This is a genomic window from Bradyrhizobium archetypum, from assembly GCF_013114835.1.
Lineage (GTDB): Bacteria > Pseudomonadota > Alphaproteobacteria > Rhizobiales > Xanthobacteraceae > Bradyrhizobium > Bradyrhizobium archetypum.
Map to the genome: position 1 here is coordinate 669,774 of NZ_JAAVLW010000003.1, position 21,926 is coordinate 691,699.

The 21,926-nt window shown below is 62.7% G+C and carries 18 protein-coding genes and 2 riboswitches; of the genes, 10 read left to right on the forward strand and 8 right to left on the reverse strand.

The genetic code is table 11. From position 1 onward, the window contains the following. Window positions 1-97: 97 nt before the first annotated feature. Window positions 98-311, reverse strand: a riboswitch (cobalamin riboswitch). 133 nt (window positions 312-444) lie between these two features. Then, window positions 445-662, forward strand: a riboswitch (cobalamin riboswitch). 115 nt (window positions 663-777) lie between these two features. From HCN50_RS11775 to HCN50_RS11785, 3 genes are all read left to right on the forward strand, one after another. Beyond that, window positions 778-3,687 carry a ribonucleoside-diphosphate reductase subunit alpha gene (locus tag HCN50_RS11775; RefSeq protein WP_171709797.1) on the forward strand — a complete coding sequence of 970 codons (2,910 nt, stop codon included), beginning with the start codon at window positions 778-780 and terminating at the stop codon, window positions 3,685-3,687. A gap of 26 nt (window positions 3,688-3,713) precedes the next feature. After that, complete coding sequence (locus HCN50_RS11780) at window positions 3,714-4,844, forward strand: ribonucleotide-diphosphate reductase subunit beta (protein ID WP_171709798.1); 1,131 nt, start codon at window positions 3,714-3,716, stop codon at window positions 4,842-4,844. A 256-nt stretch (window positions 4,845-5,100) separates the two neighbouring features. Continuing rightward, entirely contained in the window at window positions 5,101-6,324 is a 1,224-nt protein-coding gene (locus HCN50_RS11785) for a glycosyltransferase family 87 protein (protein WP_171709799.1), read from the forward strand. 56 nt (window positions 6,325-6,380) lie between these two features. On the opposite strand, the gene HCN50_RS11790 is transcribed toward HCN50_RS11785, so the two are convergent. Then, window positions 6,381-7,217, reverse strand: coding sequence for a sialate O-acetylesterase (locus HCN50_RS11790; RefSeq protein ID WP_171709800.1), 837 nt, complete (start codon window positions 7,215-7,217; stop codon window positions 6,381-6,383). A 323-nt stretch (window positions 7,218-7,540) separates the two neighbouring features. On the opposite strand from HCN50_RS11790, the gene HCN50_RS11795 reads away from it, so the two are divergent. Continuing rightward, entirely contained in the window at window positions 7,541-8,215 is a 675-nt protein-coding gene (locus HCN50_RS11795; protein ID WP_171709801.1) for a TetR/AcrR family transcriptional regulator, read from the forward strand. A gap of 91 nt (window positions 8,216-8,306) precedes the next feature. Further along, the gene (locus HCN50_RS11800; protein ID WP_171709802.1) at window positions 8,307-8,732 is read left to right on the forward strand and encodes an OsmC family protein; all 426 of its coding nucleotides are present in this window, start codon (window positions 8,307-8,309) and stop codon (window positions 8,730-8,732) included. 129 nt (window positions 8,733-8,861) lie between these two features. Here HCN50_RS11800 and pyk read toward each other — a convergent pair whose 3' ends face one another. Both pyk and HCN50_RS11810 read right to left on the reverse strand, forming a co-directional pair. Then, the gene (gene pyk, locus HCN50_RS11805; protein WP_171709803.1) at window positions 8,862-10,298 is read right to left on the reverse strand and encodes a pyruvate kinase; all 1,437 of its coding nucleotides are present in this window, start codon (window positions 10,296-10,298) and stop codon (window positions 8,862-8,864) included. Beyond that, on the reverse strand, window positions 10,295-10,831 hold the full coding sequence (locus HCN50_RS11810; protein ID WP_171709995.1) for a DUF1036 domain-containing protein: 537 nt from the start codon (window positions 10,829-10,831) through the stop codon (window positions 10,295-10,297). Before HCN50_RS11810 ends, pyk begins: the two co-directional genes overlap by 4 nt. Before the next feature lie 246 nt (window positions 10,832-11,077). On the opposite strand from HCN50_RS11810, the gene HCN50_RS11815 reads away from it, so the two are divergent. Together HCN50_RS11815 and HCN50_RS11820 are read left to right on the forward strand one after the other, a co-directional pair. Then, window positions 11,078-11,380 (forward strand): DUF1244 domain-containing protein, encoded by a 303-nt coding sequence (locus HCN50_RS11815; RefSeq protein WP_171709804.1) that lies wholly within the window; start codon window positions 11,078-11,080, stop codon window positions 11,378-11,380. A gap of 299 nt (window positions 11,381-11,679) precedes the next feature. After that, window positions 11,680-11,955 (forward strand): DUF2312 domain-containing protein, encoded by a 276-nt coding sequence (locus HCN50_RS11820; protein ID WP_171709805.1) that lies wholly within the window; start codon window positions 11,680-11,682, stop codon window positions 11,953-11,955. Between the two features lie 66 nt (window positions 11,956-12,021). On the opposite strand, the gene HCN50_RS11825 is transcribed toward HCN50_RS11820, so the two are convergent. The 5 genes from HCN50_RS11825 to HCN50_RS11845 all read right to left on the reverse strand — a co-directional run bounded on the left by HCN50_RS11825 (window position 12,022) and on the right by HCN50_RS11845 (window position 19,015). Beyond that, window positions 12,022-13,638, reverse strand: coding sequence for a peptidoglycan L,D-endopeptidase MepK (locus HCN50_RS11825; protein ID WP_311968003.1), 1,617 nt, complete (start codon window positions 13,636-13,638; stop codon window positions 12,022-12,024). Between the two features lie 270 nt (window positions 13,639-13,908). Further along, window positions 13,909-16,050: a L,D-transpeptidase scaffold domain-containing protein gene (locus tag HCN50_RS11830; protein WP_171709807.1), complete on the reverse strand. Its 2,142-nt coding sequence runs from the start codon at window positions 16,048-16,050 to the stop codon at window positions 13,909-13,911. A 348-nt stretch (window positions 16,051-16,398) separates the two neighbouring features. Further along, the gene (locus HCN50_RS11835) at window positions 16,399-17,898 is read right to left on the reverse strand and encodes a sigma-54-dependent transcriptional regulator (RefSeq protein WP_171709808.1); all 1,500 of its coding nucleotides are present in this window, start codon (window positions 17,896-17,898) and stop codon (window positions 16,399-16,401) included. A gap of 87 nt (window positions 17,899-17,985) precedes the next feature. After that, window positions 17,986-18,627 carry a TerC family protein gene (locus tag HCN50_RS11840; RefSeq protein WP_171709809.1) on the reverse strand — a complete coding sequence of 214 codons (642 nt, stop codon included), beginning with the start codon at window positions 18,625-18,627 and terminating at the stop codon, window positions 17,986-17,988. A gap of 118 nt (window positions 18,628-18,745) precedes the next feature. Next, on the reverse strand, window positions 18,746-19,015 hold the full coding sequence (locus HCN50_RS11845) for a hypothetical protein (protein WP_171709810.1): 270 nt from the start codon (window positions 19,013-19,015) through the stop codon (window positions 18,746-18,748). A 222-nt stretch (window positions 19,016-19,237) separates the two neighbouring features. Between HCN50_RS11845 and HCN50_RS11850 the strand changes: the two genes are divergently transcribed. From HCN50_RS11850 to HCN50_RS11860, 3 genes are read left to right on the forward strand one after another with little or no spacing between them, the layout of a single operon-like run. Then, a complete protein-coding gene (locus tag HCN50_RS11850; RefSeq protein ID WP_210264873.1) occupies window positions 19,238-19,498 on the forward strand; it encodes a helix-turn-helix domain-containing protein in 261 nt (86 codons plus the stop codon). A gap of 2 nt (window positions 19,499-19,500) precedes the next feature. After that, window positions 19,501-19,938 carry a hypothetical protein gene (locus HCN50_RS11855; protein ID WP_171709812.1) on the forward strand — a complete coding sequence of 146 codons (438 nt, stop codon included), beginning with the start codon at window positions 19,501-19,503 and terminating at the stop codon, window positions 19,936-19,938. 43 nt (window positions 19,939-19,981) lie between these two features. Next, a complete protein-coding gene (locus tag HCN50_RS11860; RefSeq protein ID WP_210264874.1) occupies window positions 19,982-21,844 on the forward strand; it encodes a M3 family oligoendopeptidase in 1,863 nt (620 codons plus the stop codon). Window positions 21,845-21,926 lie beyond the last annotated feature (82 nt).

Sequence of the window (21,926 nt, forward strand, 5' to 3'; positions counted from 1 at the left end):
CATAAAGTTGGGGGCAAAGGCCGAAGTGACACGTCTGGATTCCGCTACGGCAGCGCGCGCGGAATCGCAACCGCACCACCGGGACACCCCGCCCGAGGACGTGTATGTTGTCGAGGCAGGTCTCCTGGCTCGCGGGTCCATGCTGCTGTCCGGCCTTCCCGAAACCTCATGAGGTCTCAGTGACTTTGTTGGACAGCGGCTCGCCGCTTACAGTTGCGGGGGCAGCTCCGGCTTTGGCCTTGCGGCCGCACCGGCTTCCCTCTTAGCTTCGGAAGAACGTCTCCCGAAGAACCACGACGGGTCCACTTATCGGCAACGCGGCAGGCGCGTCAACTCGGCGACATTCGCCGACGCGTTGTCATCGTTGTTCACAGCCGCCGGGTTCCGTCACCGAAATTCTTGCACATCGCCCGCTCTCCCCATTGACAGCCGGATGCGAATAACACGAGATATAGTCGTCACGGTCCATCATGGCCCAAGTCATGGTGGCTAAGAGGGAAGCCGGTGATCGCACGTAAACGCGCGAGATTCCGGCGCTGCCCCCGCAACTGTAAGCAGTGAGTTGTTCCCGAACTGACGTCACTGATGCGGCATCGCATTGGGAAGACAGGGAATAACGGCGACCTGCGAGCCAGGAGACCTGCCGCGACAGCGAAAAACGTCCACGGGCGGGGTGTCCCGGCGGCGCTTGCAGACTCATGCCGGCGTTTCTCGCCCGCGCATTTGCAGCAGCGTCCTCTCCGACATCCAGCCCCAACAACATCACGGGGTCTCTTGATGTCACTCTCTCTCGATCGCGAAGCAAGCCTAGCTCCAGTCATTCACCTGCGCCCCGAGCAGCTCGCCGCGCCGGAAGCGCAGCCGCCGATGCAGGTGATCCGCCGCAACGGCACGGTTTCGAAATTCGACGCCAGCAAGATTTCGGTCGCGATGACCAAGGCGTTCCTCGCGGTCGAGGGGCATGGCGCCGCCGCTTCCCGCCGCGTGCATGAAATCGTCGAGCAACTGACCGCGGAGGTCGTCGGCGCGTTATCGCGCCGGATGAGCGAGGGCCGCACCTTCCATATCGAGGACGTGCAGGACCAGGTCGAACTGGCCTTGATGCGCAGCGAGCATCACAAGGTCGCGCGTGCCTACGTGCTGTATCGTGAGGAGCGCACGCGACAACGCGCCGGGCAGGAGGCGGCCAAGGCCGCGCGGTCGCCCGCCCAGCCTTCGCTGCGTGTCACGCTGGCAAGCGGCGCGCGGGTCCCGCTCGATATGGCGCGGCTGACGTTGATCATCGAAGAGGCCTGCGCCGGCCTCGAGGGTGTCGCTGCCGCTGCCGTGCTCACGGAAACGCAGCGCAATCTCTACGACGGGATCGGCGAAGGCGAGCTGGCGCTGGCGTCGGTGATGGCCGCGCGCACGCTGGTGGAGCAGGAGCCGAACTATGCTTACGTCAGCGCGCGGCTGTTGCTGGACAAGCTGCGCACCGAGGTGCTGTCCTATGTCGAGGGATCGCCGGCCAGCGCTTCGCAGGCCGACATGACCGTGCGATATCCCGAGTACTTCCCGGCCTACGTCAAGACCGGCATCAAGGCCGAACTGCTCGACCCTGATCTCGCGCGCTTTGACCTGAAAAAGCTCGCCGCGGCGTTGAAGCCGGAGCGCGACCTGGCGTTCCAGTTTTTAGGACTGCAGACGCTGTATGACCGTTATTTCCTGCATGTAGCCGGCAACCGCATCGAGCTGCCGCAGGCGTTCTTTATGCGGGTCGCGATGGGTCTGGCGCTGCGCGAGATCGACCGCGAGGCGCGCGCCATCGAGTTTTACGATCTCCTGTCGTCGTTCGATTTCATGGCGTCGACGCCAACGCTGTTCAATTCGGGAACGCTGCGGCCGCAATTGTCGTCGTGTTTCCTGACTACCATCGCCGATGATCTCGACGGCATCTTCAAATCGGTCAAGGACAACGCACTGCTGGCCAAATATTCCGGTGGGCTCGGCAATGACTGGACCCGTGTGCGTGGGCTCGGCGCACACATCAAAGGCACCAATGGCGAGAGCCAGGGCGTGGTGCCGTTCCTGAAAGTCGCCAACGACACCGCGATCGCCGTCAACCAGGGCGGCAAGCGGAAGGGCGCGGTCTGCGCCTATCTTGAAACCTGGCACATCGACATCGAGGAGTTCCTCGATCTGCGCAAGAACACCGGCGACGACCGTCGGCGCACCCATGACATGAACACCGCGAACTGGGTGCCGGATCTGTTCATGCAGCGCGTCGAGGCCGATGGCGAATGGACGCTGTTCTCGCCGGACGAGACACCCGATCTGCACGAGCTCTACGGCAAAGCGTTCGCCGAGCGTTACGCACTTTATGAAGCGAAGGCCGCGCGCGGCGAAATCCGCGTGTTCAAACAGGTTCGCGCCACCGATCTCTGGCGCCGGATGCTGACCATGTTGTTCGAAACCGGCCATCCCTGGATCACATTCAAGGACCCCTGCAATCTGCGCTCGCCGCAGCGCCACGCCGGCGTGATTCATTCCTCGAACCTCTGCACCGAAATCACGCTCAATACCTCGGACGATGAGACTGCGGTCTGCAATCTCGGCTCGATCAACCTGCTCAACCATGTGCGGGAGGGGCGGCTGGATGAACATCGGCTGAAGCGCAGCGTGACGATTGCCATGCGGATGCTCGACAACGTCATCGACATCAATTTCTACACCATTCCCGAAGCGCGGCGCTCGAACCTGCGACACCGCCCGGTCGGTCTCGGCCTGATGGGATTCCAGGATACGCTGCAGGCGTTACGGATCGCGATGGCTTCCGACGCGGCGGTGACTTTCGCGGACATCAGCATGGAGATGATTTCCTACTTCGCCATCTCGGCCTCGGTCGATCTGGCGGCCGAGCGCGGACGCTATCCGTCCTTCGAGGGCTCGCTGTGGAGCCAGGGCATTTTGCCGATCGACTCGATCGAACAGCTCGCGGACGCCCGCGACGGCCTTTCCATGGATCGCGGCATGACGCTCGACTGGGATGCCTTGCGCGAGCGCGTCAGAGGGACCGGCATGCGCAATTCGAACGTGATGGCGATCGCACCGACCGCGACGATCTCGAACATCTGCGGCGTCGCGCAATCGATCGAGCCCGCCTACCAGAACCTCTACGTCAAATCCAACATGTCCGGCGACTTCACCGTGGTGAACGAGTTCCTGGTGCGCGACCTCAAGGCGCGCGGGCTGTGGGACGAGGTGATGGTCAACGACCTCAAATATTTCGACGGCAGCCTGGGGGCGATCGATCGCATCCCACAGGACCTCAAGGCGCTCTATGCCACCGCCTTCGAGATCGACAGCGCCTGGCTGATCGAGGCGGCATCGCGGCGGCAGAAATGGATCGATCAGTCGCAGTCGCTCAATCTCTATATCGCCAATCCCTCCGGTAAAAAGCTCGATGCGCTCTATCGGCTGGCCTGGGCGCGTGGCCTGAAGACGACTTATTACCTGCGCTCGCGCAGCGCGACGCATGTCGAAAAATCGACGCTCCGCGGCACTGATGGCAAGCTCAACGCCGTTGCGGCTGCGCCGGTCCTGTCGGCGTCCGCGGCGATCATCGTGCCGTCAGAGGTCACGGCGCCCGATCTGTCCCGCGCGGTGGCGTGCTCCATCGACAACCCCGAATGCGAAGCCTGCCAGTGAGCAGACAAGAAAAGAAGGAGACGACAATGCTCGACTGGTCAGAGCCTTCCGCGCCCCAGCGCCGGATGTCGCCTTTTGTGGCGGCGCATGCTGCCGCTGCGCCCGATCAATCCGGTCTCGGCGCGATCGACCGAAGCGGCGGGAGGGTATCCGTGGACGACAAGCGGATGATCAACTGCCGCGCCGACGTCAATCAGCTCCTGCCACTGAAATACAAATGGGCCTGGGAGAAATATCTCGCCGGCTGCAACAATCACTGGATGCCGACCGAAGTCTCGATGCAGGCCGACATCGCGCTGTGGAAGTCGCGCGACGGCCTCACCGACGACGAGCGCCGCGCCATCAAGCGCAATCTCGGCTTCTTCGCGGCTTCCGAAAGCCTGGTTGCCAACAACATCGTGCTGGCGATCTATCGCCATCTGACCAATCCGGAATGCCGGCAATATCTGTTGCGGCAATCCTTCGAGGAAGCGGTACACACCCATACCTTCCAGTACATCGTCGAAAGCCTGGGACTAGATGAAGGCGAACTGTTCAACATGTATCGCGAGGTGCCGTCCATTACCGACAAGGCGGCCTGGGCGCTGAAGCATACCCAGAATCTCGACGATCCCAATTTCAGGACCGGGACGCCCGAAGCCGACCAGGCGTTCCTGCGTGATCTCGTTGCGTTCTACGTCATCTTCGAGGGCATGTGGTTCTATACGGGCTTCGCGCAAATCCTCTCGCTTGGCCGCCGTAACAAGATGGTCGGCATCGCCGAGCAGTACCAGTACATCCTGCGCGACGAATCGATCCACCTGAATTTCGGCATCGACGTCATCAACCAGATCAAGATCGAGAACCCGCATCTATGGACGAAAGCCTTCCAGGACGAAATTCGCACCATGGTGCGTGAGGCGGCGGAGCTCGAGGCGGCCTATGGTCGGGACACCATGCCGCGCGGCTTCCTGGGACTGAACGCAAGTCTATGCGAGAGTTACATGCACTTCATCGCCAACCGCCGCTGCGCGCAGCTCGGGCTGCCGCCGGTGTTCACGGAGACCGAGAATCCGTTTCCCTGGATGTCGGAGGCGATGGATCTGAAGAAGGAGAAGAATTTCTTCGAAACGCGGGTGATCGAATATCAGAACGGCGGCGCGCTAAACTGGGAGTAGGAGACGGCCGTACTCTCCGAACACGTCGTCCGCCTTGTACGCAATTGCGCATGTGGCGCGGGGACCATACCGCCTGATCTATCGACAAGACGCGAGGGAGACGTCCTGCCGAGAACTGGCATCGGTAGGTCACTGCTTTCCAATGGACGACGGGAATCTCGCGGCTTGCGCCGCAAAACTTAAGATTTCCTCAATTCAGTCCGGTCTATTGCTGAGGTCTGCGCCTTCGATATTGCGCCCGGGTTAAGGATCTCGCATGGCCGCTTTTCGCTCCACCTTCCAGACCGCTCCGGAGCCAACGACAATTCCCGGGTGGCTCGTCTGGGTCTGCCTGGTGCTGGCGGTTGCGAATCTGAGCCTTTGCGGCGTGGCGTATTTCTCGCACTGGTGGATCTATGATCCAGAGGGCCGCGGCATTCCGACCGATTTCATCAATGTCTGGGCGGCCGGCCGCCTGGTGCTCGATGGTTTCCCGGCGCAGGCCTATGACTGGGACATCCAGAAGCACGTCGAGGTCGCAAAACTCGGTCAGGATTTCGTCGGCTATTTTGCCTGGCATTATCCGCCGCCGTTTCTGTTCGTTGCATCGCTGCTGGCGCAGCTTCCCTATCGGCTCGCCTTCATCGGCTGGGTCGTGGTCAGCTTCGTGCCGTTCCTTGTCGCAATACGTGCGATCGTCGGCCGCGCCTTCGGCTATCTGCTTGCGCTTGCCATTCCGATGGCGTTCATCAACGCGTTGGTCGGACAGAACGGCTTTCTCACCGCGGCACTGATCGGCGGCACGATCTATCTGATCCCTGTCCGTCCGGTTCTCGCAGGTATTTGTCTCGGGCTGTTGACCTACAAGCCGCAATACGGGCTGCTTTTTCCGGTCGTGCTGATCGCAGCCGGCCATTGGCGGGTGTTCGTCAGCGCCGCCGTCACGGCGGTCGCGGTCGCCGTTGCCTCCTGGCTCGCTTTCGGCATCGAAAGCTGGCTGGCGTTCTTCCACTGGATGCCGAAATTCTCGCAGGCGTTCCTGACCGAAGGCAAGGCCACCTGGTGGAAGCTGCAGAGCATCTTCTCGCTGGTGCGCTACTTCGGCGGCAGCGAGCCGCTCGGCTGGGCGTTCCAATGGGTCCTCACCGCTTCGGTTGTCGTGGTGCTGGCGCTGATGTGGCGAAGCCGCGTGCCCTACACGTTGAAGGCTGCCGCGCTTGCTGCCGGCACGCTGCTGACCACGCCCTATCTTTTCATGTACGATATGATGGTGTTGGCAATCGCGATCGCCTTCCTGATCCGCATCGGCTTGAAAAACGGCTTTCGCCGCTACGAGCTTCCGGCGCTGGGCGCCGTCCTGGTCCTCATCCTGTGCTACATGTTCACCGGCATTCCGACGGGACTTGGCGCCACGCTGGGTACGTCTGCGCTGGTTCTACGCCGCGCCGGATCGTGGTGGCGGCACGAGCCGGTACCGGCGTTGGCCACGGCAGGCGCGTGAACGGCGCGACGTGACGTCCGGCGATATCGCGCGTCAAGAGTCAGGATCATCAAGCGCTACTTGATGAATGCAGCCCAGAGCGCGGCGTTGGCAAGCGTGCCGATCTCGTTCATGTGACAACCATTGGAGGCATTGCGGCCGTCATTTCCGATCGTGTCGGTGTCGGGCCCTTGGCGGATGTTGAGTGCATCATCGACAGCCGCGAGTTGACCGGCACGTACCGCAGCCGTGTTCTTCGGCTCGGCGATGTCGCATTTTGTGCTGCGTGACAGATAAAACGGCGCATCGAAGCCAGCGGTTCTAAATCGCTTCACGAGCTGATGTAGCAGCGAGGCATATTGTTCCGCCGATATCGTTGACGTTGCGTCCGTTTCACCTTGCTGAAACAGAAAATGCGTCGGCGTCAGGCCCGCCGCCTTGAGTTTCGAGATGGCGTTCGTGATCGAATCCGCCCGCTCATTGTTCAGAACCGAAAGCGAGGTGCTGGCGATGGCAAGGGGGACGACGATCACGCGATCGTAACGCCCGGCCTGGATCAGGATATCGCCCAGCCGCGTCGCGAAGCTCCCGCCTTCGCCGTCGGCGCCCAGCAGGGGATCGACGGCGGCGAAGCATTTGCCGGTGAGCGGGTCGAAATTGTCGACGGCTTCGCGCGCTGCGTGTCGGGCGCTTCCCCAATTGCCGGCGTTGCTCTGGCCGTGCACGACGATGATTGCCGTGTTGCCGGATGCGGAGGCGCAGGACCGTTCGACGCGCGGCGGCGGCGCAATCGCGGCTGGATCGGCCTGATGGATGCCCGGGATCGGCAGCTTGCCGGCAACGGTACCGATCAAAAGGCCACCAATCAGGAATGCGACAAGGCGCAGCAATGGAAACGGATAAGTCAGCTTCATCGTGAGAGCACGCAGTTCGCCCGATCTGACAAGACGGCTGCATCAGACGGCGTTTATCGGTCCAGGCCGAACGAGACCATCTGAGGCTGCCCAACTTGGCGCATGCTAACCGGGCAGCGTTGAGAGCCTGTTAATGATTTGGCAGAGCCCTGCCGGCAATGCCTCTCCAGATCCGCGTCGCAAAACCGTCTTGTCATCAGTCGTGAATAGTTGTTCACTTCTTGAAAGCAATGAGCGTGCTTGTCGCTCAAGACGTTGAAGGTGCGCGCGTTCTGGCAGGCTCCGCGAGGGCTCAAGGGCGCGCCGGGGACGGAAGACGCGCCATGGTCTATCGGCGAACCCATCAGGTCGTAAAACGGCTGGCCGCGCGGCGTAGCGCCATCCTGGCGGCAGCACGGGATGCTGCAGCCGAGGGGGGCATGGCGGCGGTGCAGATCGCGCCGGTTGCGGTCCGCGCCAATGTGGCGGCCGGCACCGTTTATCGTTACTTCCCCTCCAAGGCCGAGTTGATTTCCGAGCTGATTGCCGAGGTGTCGCGCGACGAGCTGGCGGCGATCCGCCGTGCGGCCGATGCCGCGCCGGGGCCGTCCTCGGCGCTCGCTGCCGCCGTCACCACCGTTGCCGTGCAGGTGCTGTCGCAACGCAAGCTCGCCTGGGGTATTCTGGCCGAACCTGTCGACGTCGATGTCTCGGCGTCGCGGCTTGCCAGCCGCCGCGAAATCTCCGGTGAGATTGCTGCCAGAATCGACGCCGCGGTGCGCGCCGGCCATCTGCCGGCGCAGGATACCGCACTTGCCGCTACCGCACTGCTCGGCGCGCTGCATGAATCGCTGGTTGGTCCCTTGGCACCCGAAAATCTGGATGATCCCGCGAAGCTGCGCGACGCCGTGCAAACGGTCACGCTGCTGGCGTTGCGCGCCGTCGGCGTGATGGATGCCCGCGCCCGCGGCCTCGTGGTGCAGGCGGTGCTGCCGGCCAAGGCGCTGGTGGGAGCCTAGAGACTCCCCCGTTTTGCGACATGCCCTTGTCGCAACCATTTGCCACGCTGCGACTTATCGACGGGTTCAAACCGTGGTCAGGAGCTTTGCGATGACGACGACATCAGGATCTGCCAAATGGCAGGGCGGCATCAAGGACGGCAAGGGCGCGATCTCGACCAAGAGCGGCGCACTGAACGATTACCCTTACGGCTTCTCCAGCCGCTTCGAGGGCAAGACGGGCTCCAATCCGGAGGAGTTGATCGGCGCGGCGCATGCCGCCTGCTTCACCATGGCGCTGTCGCTGATTTTGGGTGAAGCCAAGCTCACCGCCGAACACATGGAGACCAAGGCCGACGTCACGCTGGAAAAACAGGGCGATGGCTTTGCCATCACCTCGATTCATCTGACGCTGAATGCGAAAGTCCCGGGCGCAGACAAGGCGACGTTCGAGGAGCTGGCGGGCAAAGCCAAGGCCGGCTGCCCGGTGTCGAAACTACTGAACACGAAGATCACGCTGGACGCGACGCTGGCGTAGTTTCCGCTATTCCGGAGCGGCGTGAAGCGACGAACTATGGTGCGCAATTGCGCACCTGAGAATCTCGAGATTCCGGGTTCGATGCTGCGCATCGCCCCGGAACGACAGCGGGCGCTAACGGCCGCGCCGTCACTTCTCGGGCTTGCCTTCCCCACCGACAGTGGCGATGCGCACCATGTTAGTGGTGCCGGGGATGCGAAGCGGCACGCCGGCGACGATGATCACACGCTGGCCTTGGTTGGCGAAGCCGTCACGAAACGCGATCGAGCCGGCGCGGTCGACCATGTCATCCTGGTCGTGCGCATCTTCCGCCACCACGCAATGCACGCCCCAGACGACCGACAATTTGCGGCCCGTCTCGAGGTTCGGCGTGATCGCCACCACCGGCAGCTTCGGCCGCTCGCGGGCCACGCGGATCGCCGTGGAGCCCGACGAGGTCCAGCAGATGATGGCGGACAATTCCAGCGTCTCGGCGATCTGCCGCGCGGCATCCGCGATGGCGTCGCCGACTGTATTCTCAGGTTCGGCCCGCTGTGCCGACAGCACCGTGCGATAGGTCGGGTCGCGCTCTACCTCCTCGCCGATGCGGTTCATGGTCGAGACCGCTTCAACCGGGAATTTGCCGGCGGCCGATTCAGCGGAGAGCATGATGGCGTCGGCGCCTTCATAGACGGCGGTTGCAACGTCGGAGACTTCGGCGCGGGTCGGCACCGGGGCCTGGATCATCGATTCCAGCATCTGGGTCGCGATCACCACCGGCTTGCCGGCGCGACGCGCCATCCGCGTCATCTGCTTCTGCAGGCTCGGCACCCGCTCCAGCGGCAGTTCGACGCCGAGGTCGCCACGCGCCACCATCAGCGCGTCCGAAGCATCGATAATCTCGGCGAGCCGGTCGATGGCCTGCGGCTTTTCGATCTTGGCCATGACCGCGGCGCGGCCGCGGATCATCCGCTTGGCCTCGTGGACGTCCTCGGCACGCTGCACGAAGGAGAGCGCGACCCAGTCGATCCCGGTGGTCAGCGCCGCTTCGAGATCGGCGCGGTCTTTCGGCGTCATCGCGGACACCGGCAGATCGGTATCGGGCAGGCTGACGCCCTTGCGGTCCGACATCTTGCCGCCGATCACGACCCGCGTCACCGCGCGTTCGGACGAGGTTTCTTCCGCGATCAGGCGTACCTTGCCGTCGTCGAGCAGCAGCGCATGGCCTGGCCGAAGCGCTGCAAGGATTTCCGGATGCGGTAGCTGCACGCGGTTATTGTCGCCCGGCGTCTTGTCGGAATCGAGCACGAAGCTCTGACCATTCTTGAGTTGGGTCGAGCCTTCGCCGAACGCGCCAAGCCGCAGCTTCGGTCCCTGCAGGTCGACCAGGATGCCGATCGGACGGCCATAGCTGCTCTCGACATTGCGGATGGTCGTGACCAGCTCGCGCATCTTGTCGTGCGGGGTGTGGCTCATGTTGATGCGGAACACGTCCGCACCAGCCTCGAACAGCTTCCGGATCATCGCGCTGTCGGATGAGGCCGGGCCGAGGGTCGCGAGAATCTTGATACGACGGAGCCGTCTCATTGCTTGGGCGCCGGGGCTGGCGGCAGGCCCGGTCCGCCCGGCTGATTGGGCAGGCCGGGAACCCCGCCGGGGCCTCCCGGTCCCATCGTCCCTGGAATTCCCGGCACGCGCTGCGCCGGTTGCTCGTTGGCTTCGGTCAGTTGCACGGTCCACGCTCGCTGTTCGCCTGTATCGACCTCGAAGAAGCCGGTGCGGTCGTAACCGCGCGCCAGGCAATTCTCGGTACCCTTGATGGTGAATTCCTTGTCACGCGAACACATGAACGCCTGCCCCGACCATTCACCGCCGCGGTCATAGTCGAGCGCGTAGATGTAATAGTAGCGGGCGACAAGAGTTCCGCGCAGCAGCGTCTCGCACGTCCTCGATGACACGTTCCACCAGCCTTCCGTGGTCCAACCCTCTGCGTCCTTGTAGCCCAGCGCAATGCCGACCCGGCTGGAGGTGTTGTTGCACAATCGGAAATCGGCCGCCGCCGGGCTGCTCCAGAGGCACATCGCCGCCAACGCCGCTACCAGCGCCAAACCGGCGGCCATACGAGCGGAGAGGGAGGGCAGGCAGCGCGAATCTGTTGCAGTCATGCAGCGAAGCTATATCAAATCATTGACGATTTCGCGTGACCCGGCGGGACCTGTCAACGGCCGGGGAACGCCTTTCCCGCGCTATGGGAAACCGGGACTCCATGTGAGGTCGCCAATTTTGCGCGCAGATGTGGCAAAATCTGTGACATTTCCCACCTGATATCAATATGCTCGGCACCATGCGAGGCAGGACCGAAAGCCATGACGATTGACGACAAAACCAGAACGGAATTGGAAGCGGCTGTTTTCCGGCGCCTGGTCAGCCATCTCCGCACCCGCACTGACGTCCAGAACATCGATCTGATGAATCTGGCTGGCTTCTGCCGCAACTGCCTGTCCAACTGGATGAAGGAAGAGGCCGACGCCAAGGGTATCGCTGTCAGCAAGGACGAAAGCCGCGAGGCGGTCTACGGCATGCCCTATGAGGAGTGGAAGGCGAAATATCAGGGTACAGCTACGCCGGAGCAGTTGGCAGCGATGAAGAAGGTTCATCCGGGGCATTGAGCGAATTTTGTTCTCTCGCGCGATTTGTCACCAAGTTGTCCGTCATGCCCGCGCTTGTCCCGGGCATCCACGTCTTGAGAGCATCGTTGCAACGAAGACGTGGATGGCCGGGACAAGCCCGGCCATGACGAGGGGACAGTGTGCCTGATCTCCTGTGGGCGCGCTGTGGATGAGCGTGATGTTGCCTTGACGCAAGGCCCCCTGATCTTGAGGGTCAATCCGAACAAAGCGCCGTGCGGTGACGCGCGCGGCGCTTGAACTTTCAGCATCACCCATCAGTTCCAATTCAGGAGTACCCGATGGCCACCTCCGCCGCCGCAGCCGTCCAGGACGAGCCCGCGACCCGATTTGCCAAAGACCAGCTCAAGGCCATCGTCGAGCGCATCGAGCGCCTGGAAGAAGAAAAGAAGACGATCTCAGACGATATTCGCGACGTCTATGCCGAAGCCAAGGGCAACGGCTTCGACACCAAGGCGCTGCGCACCATCGTGCGGATGCGCAAACAGGACGCCAACGAGCGCGCCGAGCAGGAAACCATTCTGGAAACCTATATGCAGGCGCTGGGGATGCTGTGAGATTCCGTCGTCCTGGCCAAGCGAACCATTCGCGAGGCGACGGCGAATTTTGCGGAAAGGGCGCGCCTAACGCAGCGCGGCGGTGCGCATTACGAAGGACTGCGTCGGCAGTTGCGTCGTTGCCGATCCCGTGAAGCGGTCGCAGGTCATCCCCATCATCGGATCTTCCGAGAAGGTCATGGCGATCGCGGCCTGCGGCTTGACGAAGTAGGCGCGCATCTGGGTCATTTCGGTGTCGCCAAGCACGGTCGTCGACATGGCACTGCTCGCGCTTGGTGCCAGCATCACGACCCGCATCCAGATGTCGTTGACCCGTGCGGCGGCGAGGCGGGTCGAGGTGGCGACCACACCGTCCGGACCACGGGCACCGCCCTGCGGTCCCTTGGCGACCACGGTGTTGATTTCGGTCGCGGCGGCGCCGGCGTTGCGCGCCAGCCGGGTGGGACGCGGGATCGGTGCGGCGGCTGCGACGATGTTCAAACGGTCGACGGGCGAAGCCGCGGCCGGAGCATAGGCCATTGCCCGGTTGAATGATTCGGTGACGCTGGCGGTCGGCTGCTGATCGGTGGCGGCGGCGAGCGCCTGGCGGGCGCGGAGGGCCGCGACCTGCGCGGGGGTGGCCTGATTGGGATCTTTCGGCACGTCGTCCCAGAAGCCGCGGGAATTGATGATATCGGCCGGCGTCTGCGGTTTCGGCTCGGCCCTGTCGGCGGAAGCCTGCGTAACCGGCTTCACCTCGGGCTTGGCTTTGGTGGCCGGCACGATCTGCGCGTCGGCTGCGGCGAGCTGGATGGTCGCGCCGATCGGCTTCGCGCGCGGCGTCGGCACCGGCTCGGCGGATTTCGCGGCGGCCACGCTGGTTGGCGCGGGCTTCTCGTTTTTGACCGGAGCGCTACCCGCCTCGTCATCCTCTTCGGTCGACTTGCCGCCCTTGAACAGCGCCGCGAACAGGTTCGGCATCTTGACAGTTGCGGCGTCGCTGCCATTGGCGCGGCGTTCGATGTCGGCGCGGGCCAGCTCATAACCCTTCATCGGGCCGCCATTGGACGGCAGGTGCACGGTGCGCCCGTCCGGGAATATCCTGGCGAGCTGATCGTGGGTCATGCGCGGCCAGTGACGGACGGTTCCGGTATCGAGATGGACGAACGGCGATCCCGAGGTCGGATAGAAGCCGACGCCGCCACGCTGCAACCTGAGACCGGCCGCACGGATCTGCTCAAGCGGCACGTCCGGAATGTAGAAGTCCATTGCGTGGCCGAGCATGTGCTGGCTGAAACGCGCCACGCCGGAAGAGCGGCGGCGGAGCATGGCGTTGGTGGCGGGGGAGCGGTAGGCGGAGATGATCTGGATCGGCTTCTTGCCGTCGACGTCGCGGTAGACCTCCCAGATGATATCGAACAGGTGCCGATCCATCGTCGTGGAGTCCTGGCTGCGCCAGTCGCGGAGGAAGTGATTGAGTTTTTTCAGCGCCTCTTCGTCGTAGCGGCCGTCGCGCTTGAAGGTGACGGTGAGGTCTTCATCGGAATGGGTGTGATGGAAGGAGAGGGTGCGGGTTTCGTTCAGCGCCGTCGCATCATGGACCGTGCCAGCGCCGGCGAGCAGCAATAGCGTGGTCAGCCCGATCCGATATCCGGCCTTTGGCAGAGCAAGCGGATTGAATTGGCGCGCGAAACCAGCCAGCACGTATAAGCCCACCCAGTCGACCAGCGTTCACGGTGTTTCTTTTGCAGACCCCCGGCAAAAGACGGTGAACGCTTTCTTAAAGCAGGAGGGTTAACCGAGGTTTACCGTCCTGCCCCCAAGCAAGCCTTAACCTAACGCGTTGACTGTGGCGAAAAAGTGCCCTGCACCGATTCCGGCATGGATAATGGTTAACGTAAACAATCTCTCCGGGAAGGAGAGATTGTTGATTTCGTTAAGAAATTTTGGCCCAGGGGACCGTAGTTCTCCGGATTACCGGGTGAACCGCGGCTGCGGCCGGCGGCCGACCGGGGCGGGCGGCGTCATGGGCGACGGTCCCCCGAACAGGCGCTCAAAGAAGGACGGGCCGGACGAGAAGGTGTTGTCGCTGGCGAAGTTGACGCCAACCGGCAGGCTCGAGCCGGACGGGCGCGAATAGTTCGGCTGCGCGTGGGCAATCATCTGCTCCAGATCCTTGCTACGGCCGTTCTTGAGCAGCGCGATCATCGCGGCATCGCGGCCGTAGATGTCCTTGCGGATCTGCAGCTTGCCGGCGTCATCCACGAACGCGGTCTGGTAGGTGATGTTGACCGGGATCGGCGTCGGGAATTTGAGGTCGATCTCGCTGCGGCCGTACATGCTGCGGATCTTTTCCGGCGTGTAGCGCTCGTTCGGCATCGTGATGTTGAGCAGTGTCGCAGCATACTGATCCGGATTTTGCACCCGCATACAGCCATGGCTGAAAGCGCGTTCTTCCTTCGCGAACAGGTGCTTGTCCGGGGTGTCGTGCTGATAGACCAGGAACTTGTTCGGGAAGTTGAAGCGGATGCGGCCGAGCGCGTTGGCTTCGCCCGGCGGCTGCGAAATATGGATGCTGCCGTCGCGGTTGCGCTCGAGCCGCAGGCCCATGCGCTGCAGCACAGTCGGATCCTGCTGCAGGGCCGGCAGGTATTCGTTGTAGATGATTGACGGCGGAACGTTCCAGGTCGGGTTAACGGTGATGAACTTCATCGTCTCCGTCAGCATCGGCGTCGCATGTTTGCCGGGCTTTCCGGTCACCACCCGCGTGGTCCAGACCTGCGCACCGTTCTGCATCACCTTCAGCGTGAAGTCAGGCACGTTGAGAATGACATAGGCATTGCCGAGCGAGGAGGCGCCGAGCTGGCGCGGCAGCCAGCGCCAGCGCTCCATGTTGACGATGACCGTGTCGATCTGCCGGTCGCGCTTCGGGCTGTTGAGCGCCTTCACCGTGCGGTCGTCGAGCACGCCCGTCGGCTTGAGATCGGCGTTTTCCTGGAACTTGCGCACGGCCGCAGAGACCTTGGCGTCGTAAAGCATGCTGTCAGGATTTTCGGTGACGCCGAGCTTGGCGCGCAGTTGCGGCACGCGCGGATCTTCCGGCGCGACTTCGCCCTGCTTCTTGGTGGCGGTCTTGTACGCCAGTGCCGGACCCTCGGCGATGTGAATCATCGGTCCGTCGCCCAGGCCGCGCAGCTCGGCCAGCTTGGCCTTCAGCTCCTTGTAGAGCTTGTGCGGCGGGTTGTATCCGTCGAGCGCAGCGGATGCGTCTTTCGCGGTCGAGATGTTGGCGAGCACTTCCGCCGGATCGGTCGGGTGCTCGGGATACTGGATGTCGGCGGAGACCTGCGACCAGTGCATCCGGCCGCTCTGCGCCTGTCGCGCATAATCGAGCATGCTCGAGGTCAGCTTCAGTTCGGCTTCGGCGAGCTGGTCCGGTGAAGTAGCGGCAGCAAATTCGGGCACCGGATAGTCGGCCGGGTTGAGCCCTTCGGCGGCAGCGTCCTTCAGCCGGGCGATGACGCCCTTCGCGCTGTCGGTCAGCTTGCCGGCCTGGGTCCACTGCGGCGCGTATTCGCGCCCCGAATAGAATTTTTCGACGGCGGCGCGCTCGTTCTTGCGGTCGAAATAGCGCAGCGACTTCGCAGAAAGCATCTCGCGCAGTTTGTCGGCGACCGGCTGGTCGGCGGGCGCCACGTTGCTGACCTTCACCGGCTCCTTGGCAGGCTCGGCGGACGGCGCCGTCGCGGTTGCAGGCGTGGTTGTGGCGGCGTCGCCTGGCTTGGCGGCGGGCGCGGTGACGGTCTCCGCCGGCTTGATATCCGTTTTGGGTTCAGCCGCCTTCGGGGCCATCCCCGGTTCGGCCGGCTTCTCTGTGGCTTTGGCCGCATCGGGCACCGCGCCGGTCGAGTCCATCTTGAAGTCGCCGATGGTCGGGGGCGGAACATTCGCCGGCTCGGGACGGGGAACTGCTGCGTCGATCGCGAGTTCGGCAGCGCTGGCACGTGGCGTATCCGACGGAGCCGCCAGTGCTGAGGTCGCAGATACCGTGAGGAAGGTTGCCGCGACGGCCATCAGCACGCGGTCAAATCCTGCACGATTCGAACAGTCACGCATCGTCACACCCCCTTGGGCGAAACTGCCCCGGCATGGAACAGTCGTTGGCATGGTTCATAGCTTGCGCGGGAAGCGCCGGCTCGATCGGTTCTCAGTCGTACGCCTGCACGCCACGGTTCAACGCAGACGATACATATGCCCCTCTCATGCAGCCAGCGCCATGCGGGACAACTCACGACAAACTGACCTCAAACTACCCGTTTGCACTCGGGTCGTGCGGTTTTGCCACGCCACCCGCCATTTGTCTGTCACCGGCAAGCCACGGTTCAAAAGCTTCCGAACGATCGATGTCCTTGGTTTGCCACGATCTTTGCCTTGCATGTGCCATAATCGCGAGCGGCCGTTCGTTCAATTGGTGTCCTGCGCGCCGCCATCGGCGGGGTCGTCGGCGGTAGCCTCATCTAGTTTGCGATAGAGCGTGGAGCGGCCGATCTTGAGGCGGCGCGCGACCTCCGACATCTGGCCGCGGTAATGCGAGATCGCAAAACGAATGATCTCGTTTTCCATTTCTTCGAGCGGCCGTACCTCGCCGGTGGCGGTGAGCATCGCAAGGCTGCCGGCATTGGCGAGCGGGGCAATTGGTATTTCACTACCCGAAACCATGGCGGGCGCCGTTGACGGCGCGACCACCAGCGGTTCGCTGTGGGCGTGCTCGCCGTCCGATATGGCCTGGCCGATGGTCTGCGGGAAATCGGACAGGTCGAGCAGGTCGCCCTCGCTCAAGACGACGGCGCGATACACCGTATTCTCGAGCTGGCGGATGTTACCGGGCCAATCGAGTTGCGCGAGATGCACTACGGCTTCTCCGCTGATGCCGGTGATTGTGCGGTTTTCCTCGGCGGCGAAGCGCGCCAGGAAATGCCGCAACAGATGCGGGATGTCCTCGCGCCGCATCCGCAAGGGTGGAATCGTCAGCGGCAGCACGTGCAGCCGATAGAACAGGTCCTCGCGGAACGCGCCGTTCTTCACGAGGTCGAGCAGCTTGCGGTTGGTCGCGGAAATGATGCGGACGTCGACCTTCACCGGTTTGCGGCCGCCGACCGCCTCCACGGTGCCTTCCTGCAGCGCGCGCAACAGCTTGACTTGCGCAGCCAGCGGCAACTCGCCAATCTCATCGAGAAACAGCGTGCCGCCCGATGCCTCGATGAATTTGCCCATGTGGCGTTCGGTGGCGCCGGTGAAGGCGCCCTTCTCGTGACCGAACAGGATCGATTCGACGAGATTGTCGGGAATGGCGCCGCAATTGACCGCGACGAAGGGCTTCGTCTTGCGTTCGCTGGAACCGTGGATGGCGCGGGCGAATAATTCCTTGCCGACGCCGGACTCGCCCTCGATCAGCACCGGAATGCTCGACGTGGCCGCCTTCTGCGCAGTGCGCAGCACGGCTGCCATGGCTTCGCTGCGGGTGATGATGTCGGCAAATGTCAGCCGGCCTTCGCGGCTGTGGCGGATGCGCTGCAATTCGCCCTTAAGCGCACTCGTGTTGAGCGCGTTGCGCAGCGATACCTGCAGCCGCTCGAAGCCGACCGGCTTGACCACAAAATCCTGCGCGCCGGCGCGCATCGCCGAAACCACGTTGTCGATGCCGCCATGCGCGGTCTGCACGATGACCGGGACGCTGACGCCTGCTTCACGCATTTTTGCGAGCACGCCGAGCCCGTCGAGGCCGGGCATCACGAGGTCGAGCACCATCGCGTCGATTGCCTGCGCATCGGGGGCGGTCAGCAAGGCGATCGCCGCATCGCCGTTATCGACGACGAGAGGCTCATAGCCGCACTTCTGCACCATGTTTTCAACCAAGCGGCGCTGAACGGCGTCGTCGTCGGCAATCAGAATGGTGGCAGCCATGGCTCTCCCCGCACGCTACTGAATTGTATCGAATCGGGGCACTTTCGCCGATGCCGATTAACGCTCTCTTAAACGTTCACATCTCGGCTAAACCTTGACGTCCTGCCACACCTCCAGTGCGCCGCGATAGCACATGTCGAATGCCACATAGAGGATGATCAAAAGGCCGACATAAGCGATCCAGCGGTGCTTTTCCAAAAGCCGCGCGATGAAGTTGGCGGCGAGCCCCATCAGTGCGATGGAAAGTCCCAATCCAAATATCAGTATCATCGGATGCTCGCGCGCAGCGCCTGCGACCGCAAGCACGTTGTCGAGCGACATCGAGACGTCGGCGAGTGTGATCTGCCATACGGCCTGGCTAAGCGTCTTTTGATGACCACCCGTGGCGGCTATATCCATCGTTCTTGCAGCCGACAGGTTCTGGAACGCCGGCTGATGATGCGCGGCGCGCAACTCGCGCCACATCTTCCAGCATACCCAGAGCAGGAGAACGCCGCCGGCAAGCAACAGCCCGATGATCTGCAAGAGCTGGACTGTGACGGAAGCGAAGCCGATGCGCAGGAGCGTTGCGGCCAATATGCCGATCAAGATCGCCTTCTTGCGCTGACCTTCGGGAAGGCCGGCGGCGGCAAGCCCGATAACAATCGCGTTATCGCCGGCGAGCACCAGATCGATCATCACGACCTGGAACAGCGCGGCGAGGGAGTGTGAGGTGAAAAATTCCAGCATGCGGGCCACTCCGTTCAAAGTCCAATCCGACATCGCAGTTCGCTTGAACTGCCAGAGGGGCCCGGGCTTGGACGCACACAGTCGCAGGCGCAGTCAAACTGCGCGGAAAAATGGTTCCTTACTCAGGTTGCTCCGAAACACCGCACAGCCTGACCAACTGGTCGGGGTCGATCAAAACCGAGATGACGACGCCAATGAACGTCAGGCTTCCGGCAAGGTCGAACCAGGTGATGCGGCACCGGCCGGCCTGACAAAGCAGCGCGAGTCCGGCTGTCACCGCGCCAGCCGCAAACAGCAGCGTGACGATTGCCGGCGCCAGCGCCTCTGCCGGCACCAAGTTCCGGATGCCGAGAGTCGCGAGCAGCGTCACCAGAAGGATGCCGGCCATCAACTCCTTGGCCGGGACCGAGGGGGCTCGACCGGTTGTTCGGACAATCTGGCTGCGGTCCAAGAAGGCCATCGGATTCTTATTCGCGCGCAGGAATTGTGGTAGGAAACATGACCTAACCGGCAATTTGTTCTGACTAGTTTAGTAATCATGAAACGAGGAAAACATCAAGACGTTTTCGCTGAACGGCTGCCGGCCAAGGCTGCGCCGGACGCCAAGCAATTGCGGAAACTGGCCGGGGATTGGCTGAAGCAGCGAAGGGCCGATGCCGAATTGTCGCAGGCCGATCTCGCAGCACGCCTCGGCTTGAAATATTACACCTTCATTTCGCAAGTCGAAAACGGGTTCAGCCGTGTTCCAACCGAAATTATGGGAGCGTGGGCCCGCGAGCTGGGGCTTGAACCGGCAGCTTTCGCTAGGCATCTGTTAATGTACTACGAGCCGGAATTGCACCGGCTGCTGTTCGGAGCGGAAAGCAAATGAGCGTGGTTGCGTTCGAGCGCAAGCAAGACACCGGCGAATGGAGCGAGAGGGAACTCGGCACCATCGTGGCTGCGCTGGGCGCAGCGATTGCGTCGCGGACCGGCCGCACCTGGGAAACCGGCATGACGGAAAATGGCGATGCCCAGTTTTATCTGCTGGGTCCGTTGCCGGATCAGGCCTGTGTGTTGTGCATTTCCCGAATCGGGCGACGTTACGTCCTGGAAGACGGAACGGGCCGGCTGCTGTTCGAGCACCGAAACCTCGATCTTGTGGGATTGCACGCCAAGGCCGCGATCCCGTCGACATCGTGGCTTATGGTACGTGCGATCACGTTGTGGTGTGCGATACGCAATACGATCCACGAAAAGGTCGAGCCGCTGCTCACCGAGGGCGAGGAGCTGTTTGCCCAGTTTGCACCGCAGCTCGCGGCTTTCGCCTGATCTCCCGATCCACTCTGGATCATCTCCCAGTCTTGAAAGTGTCATGCGCGCAAAATCTGCGATCTCCCGAGCCGCCAAGTCCTCCCGCAAGCCCGTCAAGGGCGGCAAGGCGAGCGCAGCGAAACCCAAAACCGGCAAATTGCCGGAATGGAACCTCACCGATCTTTATTCCGGCATCGACGCACCTGAAATCGCGCGCGACCTGCAGCAGATGGATGCCAACTGCATCACGTTCGAGACCGATTACAAGGGCAAGCTGGCCGAAGGCATCGCCCGCGATGACGGCGGTCTTTGGCTAGCGGAGGCGGTCAGGCGCTACGAGGCGATCGATGATCTGGCCGGACGGCTCGGCTCTTATGCTGGCCTCGTTCATGCCGGCGACAGTATCGATCCAGTGATTTCCAAATTCTACGGCGACGTCTCCGAGCGGCTGACGGCGGCCTCGCTGCATTTGCTGTTCTTCGCGCTCGAACTCAACCGCATCGATGACGCTGTCATCGAGCGCGCGATGCAGACGCCGGAGCTGGCCCATTATCGTCCGTGGATCGAGGATCTGCGCAAGGACAAGCCGTATCAGCTCGAGGATCGCGTCGAGCAGCTATTTCACGAGAAGTCGCAGAGCGGCTATGCCGCCTGGAACCGGCTGTTCGACCAGACCATCTCCAGCCTGCGCTTCAAGGTCGGAACCAAGGAGCTTGCGATCGAGCCGACGCTCAATCTCCTGCAGGACCGCGCGCCGGAAAAGCGCAAGGCCGCCGCGCAGGCGCTGGCGAAAACGTTCAAGGATAATGAGCGGACCTTTGCGCTCATCACCAACACGCTTGCGAAGGACAAGGAAATTTCCGACCGCTGGCGCGGCTTTCAGGATGTTGCGGATTCGCGGCACCTCAACAACCGCGTCGAGCGCGAGGTCGTCGATGCGCTGGTCGGCTCGGTTCGTACGGCCTATCCGCGTCTGTCGCACCGCTACTACAGTCTGAAGGCCGGCTGGTTCAAAAAGAAAAAGCTCGCGCATTGGGACCGCAACGCGCCGCTGCCGTTTGCCGCGACCGGCACGATCGCCTGGCCCGAGGCGCAAAAGATGGTGCTGACGGCCTATCGCGGCTTCTCCGCCGACATGGCTGCGATCGCGGAACGCTTCTTCACCGATCGCTGGATCGATGCGCCGGTGCGGCCGGGCAAGGCGCCGGGCGCGTTCTCGCATCCGACCACGCCTTCGGCGCATCCCTATGTGCTGATGAATTACCAGGGCAAACCGCGCGACGTGATGACGCTCGCGCATGAGCTCGGCCATGGCGTGCACCAGGTGTTGGCCGCGAAGAACGGCGCGCTAATGGCGCCGACGCCGCTGACGCTTGCGGAAACCGCGAGCGTGTTCGGCGAGATGCTGACCTTCAAGCGGCTGTTGTCGCAGACCAAGAACGCCAGGCAGCGCCAGGCGCTGCTGGCCGGCAAGGTCGAGGACATGATCAACACCGTGGTGCGGCAGATCGCGTTCTATTCGTTCGAGCGCGCCGTGCATACCGAGCGCAAGAACGGTGAACTGACTGCGGAGCGGATCGGCCAGATCTGGCTCAGCGTGCAAGGCGAGAGTCTCGGACCTGCCATCGACATCCGTCCGGGGTACGAGAACTTCTGGATGTACATCCCGCACTTCATCCATTCGCCGTTCTACGTTTACGCCTATGCATTCGGCGATTGCCTGGTGAACTCGCTTTACGCGGTCTACGAGAACGCTTCCGAAGGATTTGCTGAGCGCTACCTCGCCATGCTCGCAGCCGGCGGCACCAAGCATTATTCCGAACTGCTCAAGCCGTTCGGGCTGGACGCCAAGGATCCCAAATTCTGGGACGGTGGATTGTCCGTGATCGCGGGCATGATCGACGAACTCGAATCGATGGCCTGAGGGATTCGGCCGCGGGCGCGGAACGAAATTGTGATGGGCCCGGACACAATTTGAGCCGCCGTCGCCCGCCATACAAGCCATA

Excerpts from the sequence above, each read along its gene's own strand:
- HCN50_RS11775 (WP_171709797.1), top strand. The coding sequence starts at position 778 with ATGTCACTCTCTCTCGATCGCGAAGCAAGCCTAGCTCCAGTCATTCAC.
- HCN50_RS11780 (WP_171709798.1), top strand. The coding sequence starts at position 3,714 with ATGCTCGACTGGTCAGAGCCTTCCGCGCCCCAGCGCCGGATGTCGCCT.
- HCN50_RS11785 (WP_171709799.1), top strand. The coding sequence starts at position 5,101 with ATGGCCGCTTTTCGCTCCACCTTCCAGACCGCTCCGGAGCCAACGACA.
- HCN50_RS11790 (WP_171709800.1), bottom strand. The coding sequence starts at position 7,217 with ATGAAGCTGACTTATCCGTTTCCATTGCTGCGCCTTGTCGCATTCCTG.
- HCN50_RS11795 (WP_171709801.1), top strand. The coding sequence starts at position 7,541 with ATGGTCTATCGGCGAACCCATCAGGTCGTAAAACGGCTGGCCGCGCGG.
- HCN50_RS11800 (WP_171709802.1), top strand. The coding sequence starts at position 8,307 with ATGACGACGACATCAGGATCTGCCAAATGGCAGGGCGGCATCAAGGAC.
- pyk (WP_171709803.1), bottom strand. The coding sequence starts at position 10,298 with ATGAGACGGCTCCGTCGTATCAAGATTCTCGCGACCCTCGGCCCGGCC.
- HCN50_RS11810 (WP_171709995.1), bottom strand. The coding sequence starts at position 10,831 with ATGGCCGCCGGTTTGGCGCTGGTAGCGGCGTTGGCGGCGATGTGCCTC.
- HCN50_RS11815 (WP_171709804.1), top strand. The coding sequence starts at position 11,078 with ATGACGATTGACGACAAAACCAGAACGGAATTGGAAGCGGCTGTTTTC.
- HCN50_RS11820 (WP_171709805.1), top strand. The coding sequence starts at position 11,680 with ATGGCCACCTCCGCCGCCGCAGCCGTCCAGGACGAGCCCGCGACCCGA.
- HCN50_RS11830 (WP_171709807.1), bottom strand. The coding sequence starts at position 16,050 with ATGCGTGACTGTTCGAATCGTGCAGGATTTGACCGCGTGCTGATGGCC.
- HCN50_RS11835 (WP_171709808.1), bottom strand. The coding sequence starts at position 17,898 with ATGGCTGCCACCATTCTGATTGCCGACGACGACGCCGTTCAGCGCCGC.
- HCN50_RS11840 (WP_171709809.1), bottom strand. The coding sequence starts at position 18,627 with ATGCTGGAATTTTTCACCTCACACTCCCTCGCCGCGCTGTTCCAGGTC.
- HCN50_RS11845 (WP_171709810.1), bottom strand. The coding sequence starts at position 19,015 with ATGGCCGGCATCCTTCTGGTGACGCTGCTCGCGACTCTCGGCATCCGG.
- HCN50_RS11860 (WP_210264874.1), top strand. The coding sequence starts at position 19,982 with ATGCGCGCAAAATCTGCGATCTCCCGAGCCGCCAAGTCCTCCCGCAAG.